The organism is Roseateles sp. GW821-FHT09H11, assembly GCF_059415845.1.
In genome coordinates, this window is the sequence record NZ_JBWKOA010000001.1 from 1,560,362 (window position 1) to 1,581,937 (window position 21,576).

The window sequence follows — 21,576 nt, forward strand, 5'->3', positions numbered from 1 at the left end:
TCCGCCCACAGGCCGCATCCGATTGCGCCGATGCGGGTTTTCCCGCCGCGGGAACGCTCACCGATTGCGCGTCCGCTTGCCTAGACTGGCCGGATCGATCACGCGCGCCGAACGCGCTCCGGGAGCTCCACCATGTCCACCCCCACCCGCCCCGACCTTGACGCCTACTGGATGCCGTTCACGGCCAACCGCCAGTTCAAGCAGTCGCCGCGCCTGCTGACGCGCGCCGACGGCATGTTCTTCACCGACGACCAGGGGCGGCAGATCCTGGACGGCGTCGCGGGCCTGTGGTGCGTGAACGCGGGCCACAACCGGCCGCGCATCGTGAAGGCGATCCAGGAGCAGGCGGCGGAACTCGACTTCGCCCCGCCCTTCCAGATGGCGCATCCGAAGGCCTTCGAGCTCGCGTCGCGGCTCGCGGAGATTTCGCCCGAGGGCATGAACAAGGTGTTCTTCACCAACTCCGGATCGGAGTCGGTGGAGACGGCGCTGAAGATCGCGCTGGCCTACCACCGCGTCCGCGGCGAGGGCCAGCGCACGCGCCTCATCGGCCGCGAGCGCGGCTACCACGGCGTCAATTTCGGCGGCATGTCGGTGGGGGGCATGGTGGCCAACCGCAAGATGTTCGGCACGCTGCTGTCGGGCGTCGATCACCTGCGCCACACGCACGACATCTCGCGCAACGCGTTCAGCGTCGGCCTCCCTGCGCATGGCGCGGAACTGGCCGACGACCTCGAACGCATGGTTGCGCTGCACGACGCGTCGACGATCGCCGCGGTGATCGTGGAACCGGTGGCCGGCTCGGCCGGCGTGCTGATCCCGCCGCAGGGCTACCTGCAGCGCCTGCGCGAGATCTGCGACAAGCACGGCATCCTGCTGATCTTCGACGAGGTCATCACCGGCTTCGGCCGCACCGGCAGCCCCTTCGCGGCGCAGACCTTCGGCGTGACGCCGGACCTGATGACGGTCGCCAAGGGCCTGACCAACGGCTGCGTGCCGATGGGCGCGGTCTTCGCGCAGCAGCGCATCCACGACACCTTCATGACCGGGCCGGAACACCTGATCGAGTTCTTCCATGGCTACACGTACTCGGCGCATCCGCTGGCCTGCGCGGCGGGCCTCGCGACGCTGGACACCTATGCGGAAGAAGGCCTGCTGACGCGGGCGTCGGAACTGCAGAGCTACTTCGCCGAGCAGCTGCATTCGCTGCGCGGTGAACCCAACGTCATCGACGTGCGCAACATCGGCCTGGTCGGCGGTGTCGAGTTGGCACCGCGTGCCGGCGAGCCGACCAAGCGCGCCTTCGAGACCTTCCTCGACTGCTGGCAACAGGGCGTGCTGATCCGCACGACGGGGGACATCCTGGCGCTGTCGCCGCCGCTGATCGCGGAGCGCGAGCACCTCGACCGGATGATCGACGCGATCCGGGTGGCGCTGCGGCGGCTGAAGTAAGTCTGCTTTCCACCTGCTCAGGCCCGGGCGTTGGCCGCCAGGTCGCAGGGCCCTGGCGTCAAGCGCCAGAACCCCGCGACCAGCCGTCCCCAATCACTTGCTGACTGCTCTCAGTTCTTTGCGCACGACGAGCTTGAGCCCCGACCACACCTCACTGACGGCGCAGACCTTCACGTCGACCCAGCCGAGCGGCAGGCACTCCTCGCGGATGACGTCCTCGGTGATCGTGGTCGGAACCTTCGAGGCCTTCTTCGGCCACGAGATCCACAACGCCGCATCGTCGCGCAGCTTGCCGCGCAAGGCCTTGAGTTGATGCGCGAGTTCCTGTCGCTCGACGAGGAACACATGCGCGACGTCGACCCGGGTCGACGGCTGCTTCGCGCGCGTGACGCCCTCGGGCATCGGCGCGAGCCAGTCCTCGTAGCCCTCGGGCGCATTGAACGTCCACACCGTGCTGCCCGCCTGGATCCCGAGCTTGCGTGCGAGGGGCGTTCCCGAGTAACCCGCCGACGTCGCCCCCACCCCTGTCGCCATGTCTGATCCCTCCCTGCGTCGGGCATCATCACCCACCATGTCCAGCGCCACAACCGACCGGAAACCCGCGTCCTCCGCCACGGCCCCCACCACGTCTTCCGCGGCCTCCGACGCAGCGTCCGGGACGATCGGCACACACGGTCACCACGTCCCGTGGCTCTCGTACCTGAGCCTGGCCGCCAGCACCAGCGTCATCGGCAGCTACGTCGGGCTGTCCAAGCTGCTGGTCGTCGTCTTCCCGATCTTCCTGCTGGCCTTCCTGCGCTTCGGCATGGCCGCCGTGTTCATGCTGCCTTGGCTCAGGCGCGGCCCGGCCGAGAAGCCGCTCACCGGCCGCACGCGCTTCCTGCTCTTCCTCGAATCCTTCTTCGGCAACTTCCTGTTCTCGATCTGCCTGCTGTTCGGGATGAAGCACAGCTCGGCCGTCGTGGCCGGCGTGATCATGGCCGGCATCCCGGCCACGGTCGCGCTGATGAGCTGGATCTTCCTGCGCGAACGCATCGCGCCGCGCACGCTGTTCGGCATCGCGATGGCGGTCGGCGGCATCGTGATGGTGGCGCTCGACCGCCATGGCGGCGGTGAACACCTCGGCGACACCTCCGCCTGGGGCGCGCTGCTGCTGGTCGGCGCGATGTGCTGCGAGGCCAGCTACGTCGTCATCGGCAAGCGCCTGACCGCCGACCTGCCACCGCGCCGCATCAGCGCGCTGATCAACCTGTGGGGCCTCGTCCTCGTCACGCCGCTGGGCCTGTGGCAGGCCGTCGATTTCGACTTCGGCACCGTCGCCGTGAAGGACTGGGGACTGCTGCTCTTCTACGCGATCGCCGCCAGCACCGTCACGGTCTGGTTGTGGATGAAGGGGCTGCAGCACGTCAGCGCCGCCAAGGCCGGGGTCTTCATGGTGTTCCTGCCGATCTCCACCGCGCTCGTGGGCCTGGTGCTGCTCGGCGAGCAGATGAGCGGCATCCAGTTGCTCGCCTACGCGCTGGCGCTGGGCGGAGTGGTGCTGGCCACCTGGCCGGGCCGCCCCACGGCTTGACGACGGCCGGCGGGCCCCGCTGGCAGGCTCCCCGGGAAGGGCCGCCGGCGAGGTCGCGGACGATCCCGACCGGCCCGCTCCGGGAATACACCGGTCTTCATCCAGTTTTACTACCAATGTAATACCATTTCCCGATTCGGCCCGCTAAGATGGGTCGATCGAACTTGCCTTGGCGCCTGCCGTCCGGGCCGCCAACTTCCCGCCGATGAACGCGACCGCCCCTTCCCCGGCCTCCACGCCTGGTTTCCCGACAGCCGTCAGCCCCGCCGCCAGCCAGGCCGACTGGGAATCCTGGATCGCCAGCTGGTATGCCGTCCTGCGGCAACCCGTGCGTACCGGTGTGAGTCCTTTGGCCCCGGATGGTTCCGGTACCACACCAGGCATCCCACCCCAGCGCGCGCCGCACGTGCTGGTGTTCGCTCCACATCCGGACGATGAATGCATCGTCGGCGCGCTGCCGCTGCGGCTGCGCCAGGAAGCCGGCTGGCGCGTCACCAACATCGCCGTGACGCTGGGCAGCAAGCAGGACCGCCGCGCCGAGCGCTGGACGGAACTGGGCGCCGCCTGCGACGTGCTGGGCTTCGACCTGCGCCTGCTGGCCGCCGACGGCTTCGAGCAGGTGAAGCCCGAAGCCGCCGCCGCGCGCACGCCGCTGTGGCAGGAGCAGGTCCGGCTGGTCGCCGAGCTGCTGGTCGCCGAACAGCCCGCGCTGATCCTCGTGCCGCACGCGAGCGACGGCATCCCGACGCACATCGGCGTGCACCTGCTCGTGAGCGAGGCGCTCGCGCAGGCGCGCATCAGCACCGTCTTCGCGCACACCGAGTTCTGGGCCACGCAGCCCTCGCCGACGACGCTCGTCGAGACCGGTCAGCGCGACACCGCGCTGCTGGTGCGCGCCCTCGCCTGCCACCATGGCGAGATCGCCCGCAATCCGTATCACCTGCGCCTGCCGGCCTGGATGGCCGACAACGTGCGCCGCGGCGGCGAGCTGCTCGCCGGTCCGGGCGAAACGCCGCCGGACTTCGCCTTCGGCACGCTGTACCGCCTGACACGCTGGATCGATGGCGCCGCCGCCGAGGAACTGCCGAACACGCACTGGTCCTGCGACGCACTGCTCGACCCGGCCGCGCTGCTCGGCGGCTGAACGGCGCCACCCCCACTTCAACTCATCGCTGCCCGCGCTTTCGGCATACGCGCCGCGCACGCGAGGGCGGTGCGCGGGCTCGTGCGGGCCTATGCTTCGGGTTCCCTTTTTCGAGCCCCTCCGCCACGCCATGAGCGACGCCCGCACCGATCACCCGACCCACCTCCGCGTCCACCAGTTCGCCGGCCTGAAGCCCGGCCCCAAGCTGCTGGTGACGGCCGCCGTGCATGGCAACGAGGTCGCCGGCGTCGGCGCGATCCAGCGCGTGATGGCGATGCTGGACGAGGGCGCGCTGACGCTGCTCAAGGGCACGCTGACGATGATCCCCATCGTCAACCCGCTGGCCCACCGCCTGCAGCGTCGCGAGGGCGAGCGCAACCTGAACCGCAACCTGCGCGTCAATCCGATCCCGCAGGACTTCGAGGACCGCATCGCCAACCGCCTGTGCCCGTGGATCGCCGCCAGCGACGTGCTGCTGGACCTGCACAGCTTCAACAACCCCGGCCCGGCCTTCGCGATGATCGGCCCGCGCGACAACGACGGCGAGCTCGAGCCCTTCCGCCACCAGGCCGCCGAGAGCGCGCTGGCGATGGCAGTGGGCACCTCGCGCATCGTCGAGGGCTGGCTGTCGACCTACGCGCTCGGCCTGAAGCGCCGCGCGGAGAAGGCCGCGGACGGCTCCCGCAAGATGGCGCTGCAGCAGGACCCGCATTACGGCGTCGGCACCACCGAATACATGCGCAGCACCGGCGGCTACTGCATCACGCTGGAATGCGGCCAGCACGCCGACCCGCAAGGCCCCGACGTCGCGTTCAAGGCGATCCTGCGCACGCTGGCGCTGCTGGGCATGATCGCCGCCGAGGGCGTCGAGCTCGCGGACCCGAAGCGCCCCGTCGAGCTGCTGCAGCTCTACGAGGTCGTCGACCGCGAGCGCATGGACGACACCTTCACCCGCGCCTGGGCCAGCTTCGACCCGATCGCCGAAGGCGAGCGCATCGGCACCCGCGCGGACGGCACGCCGGTGCTGGCGCCCTTCGGCGGACGGATCGTCTTCCCGAACAACAACGCGGAACCCGGCCACGAGTGGTTCTATCTGGCAAAGCCCAGCGACCGCGTGTTGACTTGAGCTTCTGGCTAGAGTCGGCGGCATGAACGACACCACCGCTTCCGCCGCTGCCGCCACGAGCCCGCTGCAGCCCTTGCGCATCGATTTCGTCTCCGACGTCGCCTGCCCCTGGTGCGCCGTCGGACTGAAGTCGCTGGAGACCGCCCTCGCCCGCGTGCCGGACGTGCAGGTCGACATCCACTTCCAGCCCTTCGAGCTGAACCCGCAGATGGTGCCCGAGGGCGAGGACATCGAGGAGCACCTGACGCGCAAGTACCGCTCGACGCCCGAGCAGCGCAAGGACATCCGCGCGCACCTGAAGCAGCGCGGCGCCGACGTCGGCTTCACCTTCACCGAAGGCGCGCGCAGCCGCATCTGGAACACCTTCGACGCGCATCGCCTGCTGCACTGGGCGGGACTGCAGTCGGCGCAGGCGCAACGCGACCTGAAGCTCGCGCTGCTGACCGCGTATCACACCCACGGCAAGAACCCGGGCGACCGCGAGACGCTGCTGGAGACGGTGCGCGAGATCGGCCTCGATGCCGCCGAAGCGGCGCGTGTGTTCGACAGCGGCGAGTTCGCCGACGACGTGCGTGAATCCGAATCGCTGTGGCAGAGCCGCGGCATCAGCTCGGTGCCCGCGGTCGTGATCAACGAGAAGTACCTGATCTCGGGCGGCCAGCCGCCGGAGGCCTTCGAACAGGCGCTGCGCCAGATCGCCGCCGAACAGGCATGAGGAAGCCCGGGGCCACTGAGCAGCCCTGAGCAGACCTGGGTCGGCAGGCAGCGAGCGCTGCTGGGGCCGGAATGGTGCTGGGGGTCCCTGGAGGGGCGCCCCCTGCACCGTGGAGTGCCCGCGCCAGGCTTCCCGAAGTCCCTCGAGTGACGTAACGGTTCCAAACGCAAGGGGGTTGTTCCGCTGCCGACAGGACCGCCAGACCTGAGACAATCGTGCCATCGTTTGAACGGGGCTCGCGTCGTCCGCGTGGCCCCGTTTTCATTGCTGTCGCTGTATCGTTGTCGCGAGTTGTCGTCCGTATGTTCAAGAACCTGATCGTTTACCGTCTGGCTGCTGACTGGCAGCCCAATGTCGAGAAGCTCGAGGATGCGCTCGAGAACGAGCGTTTCGTCCCGTGCGGTGCCACGGAGGCGCTGTCTGCCGGCTGGGTGCCGCCGCGTGGCGAACCTGGCGCCCGCCTGCTCGAGGAGATCGGCGACCACTGGCTGCTGAGCCTGCGCATGGAAAAGCGTGTGCTGCCCGGCTCGGTCGTGCGGGAGAAGGTCGAGGAGATGGTCGAGCGCGTCGAGCTGGAGACCGGTCGCCGCCCTGGCAAGAAGCAGCAGCGCGACATGAAGGAGCAGGCCACGCTGGAGCTGCTGCCGCGCGCGTTCACGCTGCAATCGCACCTGCGGGTGTGGATTTCCCCCAAGCAGGGGTTCCTGATGGTGGACGCGGGCTCGATCGGCAAGGCCGATGAGTTGATCACGCTGCTGGTGAAGGCCGATTCGTCGATCAACCTGCACCTGCTGCAGAGCGCCGAGTCGCCCGCCGCCTGCATGGCAGCGTGGCTGATGGACGGCGTGCCGCCGAAGGACTTCGTCATCGACCGCGACTGCGAACTCAAGGCCGCCGACGAGATGAAGGCTGCCGTGCGCTACGCCCGCCACAACCTGGACACCGACGAGGTGAAGGCGCACCTGACCAGCGGCAAGATGCCGACGCGCCTGGCGATGACCTGGAAGGAGCGCGTGTCCTTCACGCTGACGGACACGATGCAGATCAAGGGCATCAAGTTCCTGGACGTCGTGTTCGACGGCCGCGACAAGCCGGCCAAGGACGAGGCTTTCGACGTCGATGCGGCGCTGGCCACCGGCGAACTCGCGCAACTGATCCCCGACATGATCGAGGGCCTGGGCGGCGAGTTGGACTTCATCGGCCAGTCGGCCAAGATCGCGGCGGAACATGCGCCGGGCGGCGCGACGGCCAAGCCCGCGGCCACCGAAGCCAAGGCGGCAAAGACACCGGAATCGGCCTCCTCCGCGAAGGACGAGGACCTCGCCACCGAAGCGGCGCCCTGGGACTGAGCCCGCCATGACGGACGCCCCCGCCGCGGACACCGACTGGGTGCGTCACGGCGCGGGCCACGACGGCCTCGATCGACTCGAGGCCTTTTTTCATGGCGAGGCCTACACGCCGCATCGCCACGACACCTACGCCATCGGCAGCACGCTGAGCGGCGTCCAGTCCTTCACCTACCGCTCAGCGCTGCGCCACAGCCTGGCGGGTCACACGGTCGTGCTGCATCCGGACGAGCTCCACGACGGACACGCCGGCACCGACGCCGGCTTCCGCTATCGCATGCTCTACCTGGCACCGGCGCGGCTGCAGGAGATGCTCGGGGGCGTCGCCCTGCCCTTCGTGCCGGGCGGCGTGTCGACCGATCCTCGACTCGCTCGCGCGACACGCGCGCTGCTGGCGCAACTCGCCGCGCCGCTCGACGCGTTGGAGCAGGACGACGGGCTCTTCGAACTCGCCACCGCGCTGCAACTCGCGACCGGTTCATCGCCGCGGCCCGTGCGGGGCGACTACCGTGCCGCGCGTATCGCACGCGAGTTCATGGACGACCGACTGGACAGCGACATCACGCTCGAGGAGCTCGGCGCCGCTGCGGGCCGCGATCGATGGAGCCTCTCGCGCGATTTCCGCGCCAGCTTCGGCACCAGTCCGTATCGCTATCTGACGCTGAGACGGCTTGACCTCGCGCGACGGTTGATGCTCGCCGGGCAGACGCTCGCGGACTGCGCCGCCCACGCGGGCTTCTCGGACCAGAGCCATCTGACGCGCCAGTTCGCGAAGGCGTTCGGTGTCACGCCGGCGCGGTGGCTGCGGATGTCGGGCGCGCCGGGTTCGAACTAGCGCGGACCAGGCATCGGGCTCGGACTCGAAGTTGACGTCGAACCCCACGCACGATCGTTCAAGACGGGACGCAGGCGGGTCGCCAAGATGGGCGCTCCGACAGACTTCCTCGCGCTGACCGCCTTGAATGCCATGACAACGCCTGACCCCCAGCCGATCCCCGGCCCCGCCCCGCGCCGGGACTACCGCGCCGTCAACCTCGCCGACAAGCTCTCGCTGCTGCATGAGCAATGGTCGCAACGCGTGGTGGCCGAGATGAACGACTACCAGTTCAAGATCGCCAAGGTCGAAGGCGAGTTCCTCTGGCACGCGCATGCCGAGACGGACGAGACCTTCCTGGTCGTGGCCGGTGAACTGCGACTGGACTTCCGCGACGGCGCGGTCACGCTGCGCGCGGGCGAGCTGTTCGTCGTCCCGCGCGGCGTGGAGCACAAGCCCAGCGCCGCGCAGGAGACGCACATCCTCGTCGTCGAGCCACGCGGCGTGCTGAACACCGGCGCCGCGCGCAACGAGCGGACGCAGCCGAACGACCGGTGGCTCTGAGAGGCGGACTGACGCCTCTTCCACCATCACGTCAACGTCGGGCGTCAGCCGGATGGGTCGTCTGAGACCGAGGCCGCGCGGGCGCGTCCGAGGATGGCCGATGCCTGGCCGACGCGAGGGAAGGCCGTGCGCTGAACAGGGCCATGCGAGCCCGGGCGTTTGCAACGAATCGCCTTGCGGCGCTGCCACTGAGCCAAGAGGGCGCTTTAGCGGAATGAACGCCGGCTGGTGCCTCCCGCGCCGGGGATTCCCCGGCGCCCTCGCCCTCCCGAACGCTCAGTTCCCGCGGTCGCGGCTTGTCGAGCGCAGCACCGCAAACCGGCATCGCCAGTGGCCTGCCCCTCGCGGGGACCCGCGTAGCGGGTGCTTGGGGTGCCGTCCAGGGTTGCCAGGCCTCGACGTCGGTCAGTTGAAGGAAGGCCGTGGCATCCGACTTCGCCAGGTGAAGCATCCGACGAATGAAATCGTCCCTGAAAGACTGGGCCTCGATCCGATCGAAGCCCTCGACGGGCCTGGCGCCTTGCGCGATCTTGATGGCGTGGTGCAAGGCGTCGAGGAACCCACGTGTGGTCGCCGGAGCGGCGATGCGGTTGGCGTCGGCCTCCGCCACGGAGCCGCCGCGGACCCGCATGGTCGCCATGAACTGCTCGGCCGAGCCTCGACGGCGGTGGCCGAAGTAGAGGACTTGCGACGCCGCTTCGCAGTCTCCGGGCAGCTCGCGCCGTTGGTCCTCTTCGCTGAAGCACACGACCGCGGTATCGCCCAGTTCGAGAAGCTCGACAGCCAGGGAGGTCAGTTGCTTGATCGCTCGCTCCCGCATTTCCGGGTCCCACCACTCCCGCTCCAGCCGACTCAAGTTGAAATGAAGCCCCTCCGACTGAACGCGCCGATCAAAGCGCGTCTCCGACGGGCTCAGGGGCCTCCGGACGGTGTGCGGCATCAGGACGCTGGTTTCTCCGCGCCAGGTCGTCGGGACATCGGGGCGCTCCCACCACTTGGCAGCGTCCGCGTCCGCGACTGAGGCTGAGGCTGAGGCTGAGGCTGAGGCTGAGGCTGAGGCTGAGGCTGAGGCGCCTTGGAGATTGTTCGATAGGTCGTACAAGGATCGATCTCTGCAATTGACAACGACCCTTGAGTAGCCTGTCCCTGCCGAACGTTCATGCTGCGAGAGTGTCCTGAGACGCAGCCGCTGCGCGACGAAGGACGTCCTAGAACAGATCCTGCTGTTCCCCGACCTGCTGCCCCGTTGCGCGCGCTTCGATCGCGAGAATTTTCAGCTTCGTCACGACGCCGCCCGGCGCGGAGAAGCCCGTGAGGTTCGCCGCCTTGCCGGCCGTCGGCGCGCCCATCACGCGATGGCAGGGCACGATCGGCGCGAACGGGTTGTGGCCCTCCGCGCGACCGACCGCACGCGCCGCGTTCGGCTGTCCGAGCCGCGCCGCCACCTCGCCGTAGGTCAGCGTCTGTCCCACCGGGATGCGCCGCGTGAACGCGAGCACCTCGCGGTCGAAGGCCGGCACGGCGCTGTCGTCGAGCTCGACCTCCAGCAGATCGCGCGCCTCGCCGTCGAGCAGCGCGCGCACACCGACGCAAGCCTGCTTCACCGGCTCGGGCAGGCGCTCGAAATCCGCCACCTCACGCCCCGCGGGGAAACGCACCTGCATGCGGTCGCGCGTGACGGACAGCGTCTCCTCCGGCAACTGCGAGCCGACGATGCCGCGCTCGCTCCACGCGATGCCGCAATGGCCGAGCACCGTCGGATAGCAATGGAAGAACACCTGGGGCGCCATGGCGGGATGCTGAGCCGAGGCGCGGTCAGTTCGTGACAGGAGCCTGCGCGGCCGGCTCGATCGCCGCGTCGACGGGCGGCTTGAACGCGGGATGCAGGCTGGCGATCTCGGCAGCCTGCAGGCGGGCGGCGGTGGCGAGCTTCGCGACCTCGCGCGGCGCCAACGCCTTGAGCTTGTGATCCGACCACACCTGACGCCAGCGGCGCGCGCCGGGCAGGCCGTTCCACAGGCCGAGCGCGTGTCGCATCGCCTGCGACCACGGGCGGCCAAGCGCGACCTGCCGATCGAGATAGTCGAGCCACTGGTCCTCGACCTCTTCACGGCTGGCGACGGGGGCGGTCTGCTCGCCGAAGAAGCGCTGGTCCCACTGCGCCATCTGCCAGGGCTCGTGATAGGCCTGGCGGCCGATCATCACGCCGTCGACGTGGTCGAGCTGCTGGGCGATCTCGTCGTCCGTCTTGAGGCCGCCGTTGATGGCGATCGTCAGATGCGGGAATTCGCGCTTGAGGCGATGCACGAGTTCGTAGCGCAGCGGCGGGATGTCGCGGTTCTCCTTCGGCGACAGGCCCTGCAGCCAGGCGTTGCGCGCATGGACGAGGAAGACCTCGCAACCTGCGTCGGCGACTTGGCCGACGAAGTCGCGGACGAAGTCATAGCTCTCGATCCTGTCGATGCCGATGCGATGCTTGACGGTGACCGGGATCGCGACCGCGTCGCGCATCGCCTTGACGCCGTCGGCGACCAGCGCGGGCTCCGCCATCAGGCACGCGCCGAACGCGCCGCGCTGGACGCGCTCGCTCGGGCAGCCGCAGTTCAGGTTGACCTCGTCGTAGCCCCATTGCTCGGCCAGCTTCGCGCAGGCGGCGAGATCGGCCGGTTCCGAACCGCCGAGCTGCAGCGCGACGGGGTGTTCCTGCTCGTTGAAATCGAGGTGCCGGGGCTTGTCGCCGTGCAGGATCGCGCCGGTCGTCACCATCTCGGTATAGAGCAGCGTGTGGCGGGTCAGCAGCCGGTGGAGATAACGGCAGTCGGCCGTCGTCCAATCCAACATCGGGGCGACGGACAGGCGCCAGGGGGAGAACTTCGAGGACATAGGGGGCGGATTATCCCGCGCCGCCCGGGATCGGGCGCCGGACGGGGCTTCCCCCGGCGTTCACCCGCCGCGGAGCCGTCAACCCCTCCTTAGAGGCAGCTTCTTGTTTCCAATTGCTTCAACGCCGCTGAAGCCGGCGACGCCGGGGCTTGCGTACGTCGTACCATCCCCGCCGCCTCCGCGGTCTCCTGCCTCACGTCCGATGTTCCCGTTCCGCCGCCCGCTCGGCTCCGCCAGCGGCCCTCCGCGCCTTCATGGCACCGTTCTCGCGCTGCTGATCGCCGCGGGCGTGGCGCTGCCGTCTGCGCATGCGACGCAGACGCAGACGCAGAAGAGGGTCAAGGCGACGAAGGCGGCGACCTCCGGCCCGCCGGCGAACGAGCCGGCGTCGAACCTGGCGAAATCCGAACTTGCCGACATCGCCGACCTGCGCAAGCGGATGTCGGCGAAGACGGTGACCCTGACGCGGCATGCCGAGGTCGCCGACATCGCCATCCAGGTCTGGGCGCGGACGACGCTCCCGAAGAAGTACTACGTCGCCGTGACGCAGCAGGGCACGCTGCGGCGCACGCTCACCGCCAACGATGAAGCCGAAGCCTGGCGGAGCTACGACAGCTTCCGCCGGATGGCCGGCCTCGGCGAGGTGGGACGGCCGGTGCTGCTGGGACAGCAGATGACCGCCATTCCGGTGCAGCCCTTGCCCCCGCTGGCGCCCCCCCCGCCGCCTTCGTTCTCATCCCCACCGCCGGCCCGCACGCCGATGGCCACCGCGGCGATCGGGATGTCAGCGCCGGAAGGCCTCACGCGCGCGCCGTCGTCGAGAAGCGATGTGCCCATGGCCGCCAGGGAGATCTCCGCGACGACGGGCGAGACCGTGGAGTCGCGTGTCGCCGGCTATGCGGTCGAGACACTGCGCCGCGCACGCTTCGGCGACGAGGTGGCGCGGCTGGTCTGGAGCGCCGAGAGCTCGCTGTACTTCGTGTCTCTCACGCGCCAGGGCTCGGTCGTGGTCATGCTGCGCAGCCGCGACGGCGCCGAGGCGACCCGGGCCTACGAGGACTACGTGCGGCAGGCCGAGACGCGCGCGGCGTTGCTGCAGGGACGCACGGCGGCGGGGCCGATGTCGTCGGCATCGCGCTAGCAGCGGCTCCTCGTCCTACAGACACCGCTCCGGGAAGGGCGAAGACTCCGTGCATCCGGCCGCCACGGCCATCGAGAGGCACGTCATGATCCGCAAACTCAGCAACGGTCAGTACCGCCTCTATTCCCGCAACCCCGATCCGAAGACGGGGAAGCGCCGCAACCTCGGCACCTTCGACACCCGCGAGGCGGCGGAGAAGCACGAGCGGGAGGTGCAGTACTTCAAGCAGCATTGACCCCTCAAGGAGTTCGTGGTCCATGCCAGCCGTCACAGCAGTCGAATACCTCCTTCGCTTCGCGCTGTTGATTTCGCATTTCCTCCTCGGAGATATCGCGCCAAAGCTTGTAGTCGGCCATCACTCGACGCTCGCGCAATGTGGTTAGTTGCTTCGCCAAGTGATGGGCCACGCGCATCTGCCGCGCGGGACAAGACTTGGGAGGATCCGCGAGACGTTCGATCAGTTGCTGATGAACACCGTGGACCTTCCGGCTCGACGGGGTCGGTCGAGGAAGCGACTTCGCCCATTCCCGACAGCGGTGATACGCCGCGTAGTAGGCACGACTGATCATCGCCCGCCGACGCGCTTCGGGCGTATGTCCACGCAGGCCTTGCGCATGCACAAGCAGATCCTTGCTTGACGTCGACATCACTCGTCCTCCTCGTCGCAATCATCGTAATGATCGTAGGGGTCCAATTCGTCTTCACCGTCTTCGACGTCCTCGTCGCCGGCAGCCTCCTGGTCGACCGGACCGTCCCAGCGCCCCTTGAATGCGATCTGAAAGCCCAGCGACTGGAGATCACAGTCGATGATTCGCCATGAGCAGGCCGTCGACACCACATGCCCGACTTCCCAAGGGGCATCGATGCGCAGCTCGTAGCGCATGCCAACGAATCCTGCTTCCTTCGGCGAGAAGGTCACTCGTGCCGGGCAATTGCACAGCTGCAGCGAATGTTCCTTCAGGACGTCTGCGGCCACCTGCAGCATCTGCACGACCTGCGACCAACGCAATCGGTGATGCCGCAGCACCTGATCCATGTCTTCGGCCACTTGGTGCCAATCCACGGCCTTCGTCGATCCGGAACAGCTCCCGTCGCACGCCGTCGATGGCTCGCCGAACAGCGCCGTCGGCGCTGCAAGCAGAGCCACGATCTCGTCGAATTCCGCCACAGGCCGTCCTACCACCGGCGGTAGTCGTTTCACCAGATTCTTCGCCTGCGCCAAACGAACATCCATCACCATCACCGTCCTCGCTTTCTCTTGCACTCAAGCAGTCGTTCGATCCGAATGCATGCAGTGTCGAACCGGATCCGCCGATGTCGATTCCCCTTGAAGGGCGATTAAATGGGGGACACACCTTCGTGTGAGTCGCTCCCCCTGCACAAACCGATGCAGGTCATTGCGTCGAAGCCTCTATGCTTGAACGGAACCGGCCCGCCCCGGCGCGCCGACTACCAGAGAGCACAGGGAGACAACATGCGACTTTCCGTTCGACGCGGCCGTGGGCCGCTGCATGCACTGGCCTTGGCCTTGACCGTGGGATCGGCCGTGGGATCGGCCGGGCTGCTCGCGGGCTGCAACGGCGATGACGACGGGGACGGGACACCCGTTGCCAAGTTCAGCGCCGAGATCCGGCGCACCGCCCTGGGCGTGCCCCACATCAAGGCCGCCGACTGGGGCGGCGCCGGTTACGGGTACGGCTACGCGCAGGCGCAGGACGACCTGTGCACCATCGCCAACTCGATGCTCACCTTCCGCGGTGAACGCGCGCGCCACTTCGGCGCCGATGCCGTCATCCCCTTCCAGGGCACCATCGGCCAGCCGAAGAACCTCGACTCGGACTTCTATCACCGCCACGTCCTCAACGACGACGTGATGCAGCGGCTGATCGCCGCGCAGCCGGACAAGCTCAAGCAGCTCGTCGCCGGCTTCGCCGCCGGCTACAACCGCTACGTGCGCGAGATCAAGGCCGGCGCGGAACCCACCGCCCATGCGGCCTGCCGCAATGAGGCCTGGGTCGTGCCGGTCTCGGACACCGACATCTTCCGCCGCATGTACGCCGCGCACTTCGCGGCGGGCTACAGCAACTTCATCGCGCAGATCGCGAACGCCACGCCCCCCGCGGCGGCGACACCCGCGATGGCGACGTCCACGATCGTCATGGCGGCCGCAGCAACCAGAAAGCCCGCAACGACCGCAACGACGGTACAGCCTGCGGCGGCCAAGGCATCGCGACGTGCGCGCACCGCGGCGCCGCAGCGACTCGCCATCGCCACGCAGCACCTGCCCGACTTCCAGGTCGGCGGCAGCGACGGCGTGGGCAGCAACATGATCGGCTTCGGCACCGCCGCGACCGGCGACGGCAGCCCGCTGCTGTTCGGCAACCCGCATTGGTACTGGCGCGGCCCCGACCGCTTCTACCAGGCGCAGCTCACGATCCCCGGCGAACTCAACGTCGCCGGCACGTCCTTCCTGGCGATCCCGGTGATCCAGATCGGCTACACGGACAACGTCGCCTGGAGCCACACCGTTTCCACCGCGCGCCGCTACGGCCTGTTCCAGCTCACGCTGACGCCCGGCGACCCGACGAGCTACCAGCGCGACGGCGCCCCCGTGAAGATGACGGCCCGCGCGATCACCGTGCAGGTCAAGCAGGGCGACGGCAGCATCGCGCCGGTGTCGCGCACGCTCTATGAGTCGCAGTACGGCCCGATCGTCAACCTCGGCGCGCTCAACGCGGCGCTGGGCTGGAACACGAACACCGTCTTCGCGATCCGGGACATCAACGGCGACAACTTCCGCGTGTTCCGCGTCTGGCTGCGCTGGAGTCAGGCCAAGACGCTGGACGAGCTCGCCGCCATCCAGCGCGAGGAATCCTCGATCCCCTGGGTCAACACGGTCGCCGTCGCGCGCGGCAGCGGCCAGGCCTGGTACGCCGACATCGGCGCGATGCCCAACGTGTCCGCCTCGCAGTTCGGCAGCTGCGCGACGGCCTTGACGACCGCGCTCAGCGCCGCGCTGCCGCGCACGCCGGTGCTCGACGGCTCCAAGAGCAGCTGCGACTGGCAGAGCGACCCCGACTCCAAGCAGCCCGGCGCGCTCGGCCCCGCCCGCATGCCCAGCCTGCTGCGCGACGACTACGTGCTCAACAGCAACGACAGCTACTGGCTGGCCAACACGGCCGCGCCGCTGACCGGGTATCCGGACATCCTCGGACCGGCGGGCACGACGTCGATCAGCTTCCGCACGCGGCTGGCGCATCTGCTGGCCCAAGGACGCCTGGCCGGCACCGACGGTTATGGCGGCAACAAGGCCACCAGCGGGACCGTGCGCGCCATGGTGCTCAACAGCCGCACGCTCACCTCGGAGCTCTTCAGGGATCAGGCGGTCGCGATGTTCTGCGCGCCGCCGACGGCGTTCACCGTGGGCGGCGATCCTGCCACGGGCGAGACCTTCAGTCCGGCGCGCAACGTCGACCCCACCGAGGCCTGTGCGGCACTGCAGGCGTGGGACGGCAAGGCGCTGCTGGCGTCACGCGGCGCGCACCTGTGGGACGAGTTCTGGACGCGCGCGTCGCGCATCCCCGAGGCCTCGCTGTTCGCGGTGCCCTTCAGCAGTGCCGATCCGCTGCACACGCCGCGCGACCTGAACGTCGCCGTGAAGACGACACTGCAGCAAGCCTTCGGCGCGGCGATCCTGCGCGTTCAGGCCAGCGGCTTCGCGCTGAACGCGACGCGCGGCGAAACGCTCTTCGCCACGCGTGGCAGCGAGAAGATCCCCCTCTTCGGCGGCTGCGGGCAGCCACAGGGCTACTACACGGTGGCCTGCGCGCTCAGCCGGCTGGACCAGGGCGGCTACGACCTCAACACCGCCACGAGCGCCAACAGCTACATGCAGGTGGTGCGCTTCCCCGGCGAGGGTGTCGAGGCCTACACCTTCCTGACCTTCTCGCAGTCGGACGATCCGGCCTCCGCGCACTACAGCGACTACACGCGCGCCTACAGCGCCGGGCAGTGGCAGAAGGTGCCCTTCTCCGAGGCCGACATCGCCAAGGACACGGCCTTCACGACGAAGACCATCAGCGAATAGCGCGACGGACACGCGCTTGCTTGCGACGGCCTGATCGATGGCCAGGCGCGTCAGGTGCCTCGGCAAGGCAAGGCTGAGGTCAGGGCTTGCGCCGGCCATCGCAGCAGTCGAAGACCTCCTGCGCGAGCCCTACTTGCACGCTGAGTTCCCTTCGGTCCAGCTCCTCCGACAGCTTGTAGTCGGCCCGGACCCTCAGCTTTCGCAGTTCGTCGAGGCTGTCGCCAAGCCATCGGGAAAGCTTGGCTTGTTCGCCGGTGCACTGCGTATCAGGCGTTTGAAGTCGCAGGATCAAGCGTTGATGGACGCCGCCGCGCCGCTTGAGCGGATTTCCACGAGCGGGCAACGATCGCTCCCACTCGAGGCAACGGTGATAGCTGGCGTAGTAGGCGCGGCTTGCCAGATTGCGCCGGCGTGCCTCAGGCACGACGAGCGGTCGTTCTTTCGCTTGATGAAGCAGGTCATGACTGGTGACGGGCATGGCACTTACCTCACTCAAGGTCCGCTTCACGGCGATCCAGTTCGGCCAGTTCTTCCTCGGTCCATTCGCCGACGAATCCGAACATGAAACCATGCCGATGCATGTCGCGATCGATCAGGCGCCAAATGAACTTGTCGGTGAGCGCCCGAGCCACCTGATGAGGCGCGTCAATTCGGAGGTCGTAGCTGAAGCCGGGCTCCTCCATCTCCGGCGGATAGATGTCGACACACTCGGGATTGCCGCGACAGATTTTCAGGCCACTCTCGCGCAACACTTCCGCTGCGACCTGCAGGACTTCCACCATCGTTGTGGCCGTCATCCAATGCTCTGCTGCTGTCTGATGCGCGACTTGCAGCAACTCATCCCAATCTACGCGTGGGCACTTGGCATTCGGATCGACCTCCTTGTCCGCAGGTTCCCCGAACAGCGCGCTCGGTTCTCGCAGTATTGCCACCAGATCATCGAAATGGAACGTCTGCCGGGGCGGAAGCTGCGACATGCCAGCCACCACCATGGTTGCCCGTTCCAACTGCGCATTCATCGTCATTGCACATCTCCTGTTGCCGAGTCCTCGACCCGGGAAGGCATGCAGTGTCGAATCGGAAGCGCGGTTGTCGATTCCCCTCGAAGAGCGAATCGATGGGGGAAATCACTTCGAGTAGGTGAGTCCCCCTGCACATACACATGAGGGCCATTGCGAGGGGCCTGGCGATGCTCACGGCCCCATTGCTTGCAGTGCCTGCGCCGCCTCGGGGCGCGCGGGCTGCGCCTCGCGCAGCGCGATGAGCACGCGCCGAGCCGCCGCCGCATCGCGCGGCGCGAGTGCGTTCGCCATCTGCAGCAATGGGTCGTAGGCGGGGCGGAAGTCCGGACTCAAGCGCAGGGCCTCGAGCAGCGGATCGCCCACCTGCGCCAGCATCGACGCCGGATCGGCAACCGGACGCGCCGATCGTCCGGCTTCGAGGAATCGATCGCGCGCCCGCCAGTACGCGGCGAGTCGCCGCGCCTCATCCGGCGCCTTCAGGCCGACGTCCGACGGCGCGGCGCTCACCTGGTGCAGGAACTCGAAGAGCCGCTCCTTCGGCGTCGATGCCGGCGCGTACACCAGTCGCGGCGCCAGGTACGCGACGATCGGGCGGTCGTCCGTGTTCATCGGAAACTCGCCCGCGAAGGCCGCCAGCGACCGCGGCCCCGCGACGATCGCGCCGAGCATCGCGAACTCGTCCTCGATGCCGAAGTCGGCCAGCGTCCGGCCATCGCGCCTCGCAGGCGAGAGCTTGCCACGCGCGTGCCATGCCGACAATGTCGATGTCGATGTCGATGTCGATGTCGATGTCGATGCCGATGAAGCCGCCCCGCGCCACGCATCCGCTTCGCGCCGGCCCACGAGCCCGATCACCGGCGTCTCCAGGCTGTTGGCCGCCAGCACCGCGATCGCCTCGGGGTACACCGCCAGGAAGGCACGCGTGACGCTGCGCAGGCTGTCGAGGTCCAGCTGGTGCAGCGGCAGCCATTGGCAGAACAGGCCACGCGGCGCCAGGCGTTCGCGCACGGCGGCGAAGTGCTCGCGCGTGTAGAGCGCACCGGAACCGCTGCGCGCCGGATGGAAGTTGTCCGAGACGATCACGTCGTAGCGCGCTTCGGACGCGCGCACGAACCGCCGCGCGTCCGCCGCGACGAGACGCGGCAACGCGGCGTCCAGCCCCAGCGCTCGCGTGAAATGCGGCGACGCATCGATCACCTCCGGCAGCAGCTCCACCGCGTCGACCTCCAGCGTCAGGTCCTGCGCCGCGACGCCAGACGTCGCGCCGGTGCCCAGGCCCAGGAACAGCGCGCGACGCGGCGCCGGATGCAGCAGCACGGGCAGCAGGGCCTGTCGACCATCCACGAACAGGCTCGCGCTGCTGCCTTCCTGCTGGCGGTTGTTGATGCGCAGTCGCGCCACGCCCGCCACGTCCTCGACGACGCTGACCGCGGCCATGCTGCCCTCGGCGTAGCTGACGAGATGCGCGCCGTCTGGCAGGTCGACGAATGCGAGCGGCGCGCCAAGGACGGCCATCAGCGCGAGCGCGACCATCGCGGCCGCAGTCCCGATCGCAGTCCCCATCGCAGCCGCCGTCGAAGTCCCCGTCGCGGTCGCCGTCGTTGGCGTCGCAGTCGACGTGGCGGCGGCGGTCGCTTTCATCGGCGCGACTGTCGGACGTCGCCACGCCCGCGCCCCGACCATGGCGGCGGCAAGGTAGCCGCCGGCAATCAGCAGCAGCGCGGTCTTCGGTCCGCACCATGGCGCGACGACGACGCCAAACAGCGGCGCGGCCATCGCTGCTCCGACCGTGTTCACCGCAAGCGCACGCCCGAAGGCAACGCCCTGCCCCAACGCCTGCGCGCCCAGATGGCTGAACCACGCACCCATCGCCAGGGTCGGCAGACCGAAGGCCGCCGCCGCAAGCAGCGCTTCGGCGCCGAGCGCCGCCGCGAAGCCGGTACCGACCAGCCCGATGGTCCCGGCCTTCAGCATCGGCGCCGTCCACAACGCGGCGAGGCCGAGCAGGCAGGCGGCCGCCAGCACGCCGGGCAACACCGTGGACAGCCGCTCCTCATTCCATCGTCGAAGCCAACGCTGATAGCACGCCGCGCCCATCGACGTGCCGACGAGGTAGACGGCCAGCAGCAACGCGAAGGTATAGACCGTGTCCTCATTGAGCTGGCTGAGCACGCGCACGACGACGACCTCGTAGCCGATCCCCAGCAGGCCGCTGACCGCGAGCAACGCCAGGGCCTGCGTCCAGCGAGCGCCGGTGGGCCCGGAACGGTGCGTGGGGGTCCCGGACGGGAGCCCCCATGCATCGTGATGGGCCGCGCTTGGCCGTCCGCCCGCGGGTGCTGCGGAGCTTGCGTCATTCGCGCCGGCGCGCCGGTCCTGAAGCCACCGCCGCGCCGCGACCACGCACAGGGCATTCATCGCCACGCAGACCCCGGCCGTCGCCGCCAGTCCGAGGGCCGGCACCAGCCAGAACGTCGCCAGCAGCACGCCGAGCACGGCACCAAGCGTGTTGGCGGCGTAGAGGCCGGCGATGGAACGTTTCCCCTCGCCTGCCTCGCCTGAGTCGCCTGAGTCGCCTGAGTCGGCACCGAGGACCCGTTCGATCGCCGGCAGCGTCGCGCCCATCGCGGCGGTGGCGGGCAGCAGCAACAGGAAGCTCGCGCCGAAGGTCACCGTCCATTGCCACCACGCGGCCGGCTCCGCGCCGATCCAGTGCTCCACCGCATCGCCGACCGGTTGCATCAGCACGATCAGCGCCAGTCCCCACAGGCCGATCACGGCCTCGCAGGCGAGGTACCCACGCAAGGGGGACGCCGATCGCTCGATCCGTCCGCCGAAGGTGATCGCGCCCAGCGCGAGCCCGCCGAAGAACGCCGTGACCACGGCGAGCACCGCCGCCGCCTCGAAGCCGAGCCACAGCGCGCACTGCTGCGTCCAGACCATCTGGTAGCCGAGCCCCGCGAATCCCGACAGGCCCATCAACACCAGCGCTACGCGGCGCGCGCGGCTCCGTGACGCCGCCGACGCGGAGTCGACGGCGGCAGGCGGGTCGGCGGGCGTCAACGACACCGTCATCCGCTGAACCCGATCGTGTAGCCCCACGAGTTCAGGCGCGCCGGGATCGCGTTGAACGCAAGGCTGATGCGCGTCTGGCCGTCGTTGGGCGGCACCGCATGCATCAGGTAGCTCGGGAACAGCACCAGGTCGCCGGGCGACGGCGAGGGGCTGATCCACTTCTCCGCATTGAACGGCCCCGCGACCATGCCGGGGTGGTCGTTCTTGAAGCTGAAATCGGTGCCGCCCGGCGACTTCATGAACACGGTCCGCGCCGAGTCGTCCGTCCCCGTCAGGTACACGATCCCCGAGGCGAAGCTGTTGGCATGGTTGTGCATCGCCTGATGGCCGCCGTGCGCCATCACGTTGACCCAGAGCTCCTTGACGCCCCAGGCCATGCGTTCGCCGAAGAGCAGCGCGCCGAACTCCGACAGCGGCCCCGCCAGCAGCGCCGCGACGTCGACCAGCAAGGGGCTGTCGCCCGGCTGGAGCATCCGCGTGTGCACCAGCTTCGCGGAGCTGTTGTTGTCCCGCACCGCCTCCGCGCTGAAGTGCGCCACGAGGGCCGCCACCAGCGTCGGCGGCAAGGCGCCCGGCACGCGCATCACGGGCGTGGGAAACAGACTGAAGGTCTCGGATGCAGGCATCGACACTC

Annotated in this window: 21 protein-coding genes; 11 read left to right on the forward strand and 10 right to left on the reverse strand. The window is 68.8% G+C overall.

The annotated features are described in order from the left end of the window. Positions 1-132 precede the first annotated feature (132 nt). Positions 133-1,452: an omega-aminotransferase AptA gene (aptA, locus tag AC07PR_RS06510; protein WP_495134757.1), complete on the forward strand. Its 1,320-nt coding sequence runs from the start codon at positions 133-135 to the stop codon at positions 1,450-1,452. Between the two features lie 93 nt (positions 1,453-1,545). Here the strand turns inward: aptA and AC07PR_RS06515 are convergent, their stop codons facing one another. Beyond that, a complete protein-coding gene (locus AC07PR_RS06515) occupies positions 1,546-1,986 on the reverse strand; it encodes a DUF3052 domain-containing protein (protein ID WP_495134758.1) in 441 nt (146 codons plus the stop codon). Between the two features lie 37 nt (positions 1,987-2,023). On the opposite strand from AC07PR_RS06515, the gene AC07PR_RS06520 reads away from it, so the two are divergent. The 7 genes from AC07PR_RS06520 (at position 2,024) to AC07PR_RS06550 (ending at position 8,734) form a co-directional block, all read left to right on the forward strand. Next, positions 2,024-3,025, forward strand: coding sequence for a DMT family transporter (locus AC07PR_RS06520; protein WP_495134759.1), 1,002 nt, complete (start codon positions 2,024-2,026; stop codon positions 3,023-3,025). Positions 3,026-3,194: 169 nt separating this feature from the next. Beyond that, entirely contained in the window at positions 3,195-4,169 is a 975-nt protein-coding gene (locus AC07PR_RS06525; RefSeq protein ID WP_495134760.1) for a PIG-L deacetylase family protein, read from the forward strand. A gap of 130 nt (positions 4,170-4,299) precedes the next feature. After that, positions 4,300-5,295 (forward strand): succinylglutamate desuccinylase/aspartoacylase family protein, encoded by a 996-nt coding sequence (locus AC07PR_RS06530; protein ID WP_377155941.1) that lies wholly within the window; start codon positions 4,300-4,302, stop codon positions 5,293-5,295. Positions 5,296-5,317: 22 nt separating this feature from the next. Further along, complete coding sequence (locus tag AC07PR_RS06535) at positions 5,318-6,010, forward strand: DsbA family oxidoreductase (protein WP_377155942.1); 693 nt, start codon at positions 5,318-5,320, stop codon at positions 6,008-6,010. Between the two features lie 302 nt (positions 6,011-6,312). Then, positions 6,313-7,359, forward strand: coding sequence for a recombination-associated protein RdgC (locus AC07PR_RS06540; protein WP_377155944.1), 1,047 nt, complete (start codon positions 6,313-6,315; stop codon positions 7,357-7,359). 7 nt (positions 7,360-7,366) lie between these two features. Next, positions 7,367-8,191 (forward strand): AraC family transcriptional regulator, encoded by an 825-nt coding sequence (locus AC07PR_RS06545; RefSeq protein WP_495134761.1) that lies wholly within the window; start codon positions 7,367-7,369, stop codon positions 8,189-8,191. A 132-nt stretch (positions 8,192-8,323) separates the two neighbouring features. Next, complete coding sequence (locus AC07PR_RS06550) at positions 8,324-8,734, forward strand: cupin domain-containing protein (protein ID WP_495134856.1); 411 nt, start codon at positions 8,324-8,326, stop codon at positions 8,732-8,734. Between the two features lie 31 nt (positions 8,735-8,765). On the opposite strand, the gene AC07PR_RS06555 is transcribed toward AC07PR_RS06550, so the two are convergent. The 3 genes from AC07PR_RS06555 to dusA all read right to left on the reverse strand — a co-directional run bounded on the left by AC07PR_RS06555 (position 8,766) and on the right by dusA (position 11,617). Then, positions 8,766-9,674, reverse strand: coding sequence for a hypothetical protein (locus tag AC07PR_RS06555; RefSeq protein WP_495134762.1), 909 nt, complete (start codon positions 9,672-9,674; stop codon positions 8,766-8,768). Positions 9,675-9,942: 268 nt separating this feature from the next. Then, positions 9,943-10,524 carry a methylated-DNA--[protein]-cysteine S-methyltransferase gene (locus tag AC07PR_RS06560; RefSeq protein ID WP_495134763.1) on the reverse strand — a complete coding sequence of 194 codons (582 nt, stop codon included), beginning with the start codon at positions 10,522-10,524 and terminating at the stop codon, positions 9,943-9,945. Between the two features lie 25 nt (positions 10,525-10,549). Further along, entirely contained in the window at positions 10,550-11,617 is a 1,068-nt protein-coding gene (gene dusA / locus AC07PR_RS06565) for a tRNA dihydrouridine(20/20a) synthase DusA (RefSeq protein WP_495134764.1), read from the reverse strand. Positions 11,618-11,819: 202 nt separating this feature from the next. On the opposite strand from dusA, the gene AC07PR_RS06570 reads away from it, so the two are divergent. Together AC07PR_RS06570 and AC07PR_RS06575 are read left to right on the forward strand one after the other, a co-directional pair. Next, positions 11,820-12,758: a hypothetical protein gene (locus AC07PR_RS06570; protein WP_495134765.1), complete on the forward strand. Its 939-nt coding sequence runs from the start codon at positions 11,820-11,822 to the stop codon at positions 12,756-12,758. Positions 12,759-12,843: 85 nt separating this feature from the next. Then, positions 12,844-12,993 (forward strand): hypothetical protein, encoded by a 150-nt coding sequence (locus AC07PR_RS06575; RefSeq protein ID WP_495134766.1) that lies wholly within the window; start codon positions 12,844-12,846, stop codon positions 12,991-12,993. Positions 12,994-12,997: 4 nt separating this feature from the next. On the opposite strand, the gene AC07PR_RS06580 is transcribed toward AC07PR_RS06575, so the two are convergent. Both AC07PR_RS06580 and AC07PR_RS06585 read right to left on the reverse strand, forming a co-directional pair. Further along, a complete protein-coding gene (locus AC07PR_RS06580) occupies positions 12,998-13,405 on the reverse strand; it encodes a hypothetical protein (RefSeq protein ID WP_483105799.1) in 408 nt (135 codons plus the stop codon). Next, the gene (locus AC07PR_RS06585) at positions 13,405-14,022 is read right to left on the reverse strand and encodes a hypothetical protein (protein ID WP_377155959.1); all 618 of its coding nucleotides are present in this window, start codon (positions 14,020-14,022) and stop codon (positions 13,405-13,407) included. Before AC07PR_RS06585 ends, AC07PR_RS06580 begins: the two co-directional genes overlap by 1 nt. 210 nt (positions 14,023-14,232) lie before the next feature. Between AC07PR_RS06585 and AC07PR_RS06590 the strand changes: the two genes are divergently transcribed. Further along, on the forward strand, positions 14,233-16,845 hold the full coding sequence (locus tag AC07PR_RS06590) for a penicillin acylase family protein (protein WP_495134767.1): 2,613 nt from the start codon (positions 14,233-14,235) through the stop codon (positions 16,843-16,845). Positions 16,846-16,924: 79 nt separating this feature from the next. On the opposite strand, the gene AC07PR_RS06595 is transcribed toward AC07PR_RS06590, so the two are convergent. The 4 genes from AC07PR_RS06595 to AC07PR_RS06610 all read right to left on the reverse strand — a co-directional run bounded on the left by AC07PR_RS06595 (position 16,925) and on the right by AC07PR_RS06610 (position 21,568). Further along, a complete protein-coding gene (locus tag AC07PR_RS06595) occupies positions 16,925-17,323 on the reverse strand; it encodes a hypothetical protein (protein WP_483105797.1) in 399 nt (132 codons plus the stop codon). Positions 17,324-17,333: 10 nt separating this feature from the next. Then, entirely contained in the window at positions 17,334-17,870 is a 537-nt protein-coding gene (locus AC07PR_RS06600; RefSeq protein ID WP_495134768.1) for a hypothetical protein, read from the reverse strand. A 168-nt stretch (positions 17,871-18,038) separates the two neighbouring features. Beyond that, positions 18,039-20,942 (reverse strand): fused MFS/spermidine synthase, encoded by a 2,904-nt coding sequence (locus tag AC07PR_RS06605; RefSeq protein WP_495134769.1) that lies wholly within the window; start codon positions 20,940-20,942, stop codon positions 18,039-18,041. Next, a complete protein-coding gene (locus tag AC07PR_RS06610) occupies positions 20,939-21,568 on the reverse strand; it encodes a putative 2OG-Fe(II) oxygenase (RefSeq protein WP_495134770.1) in 630 nt (209 codons plus the stop codon). Before AC07PR_RS06610 ends, AC07PR_RS06605 begins: the two co-directional genes overlap by 4 nt. Between the last annotated feature and the right edge of the window lie 8 nt (positions 21,569-21,576).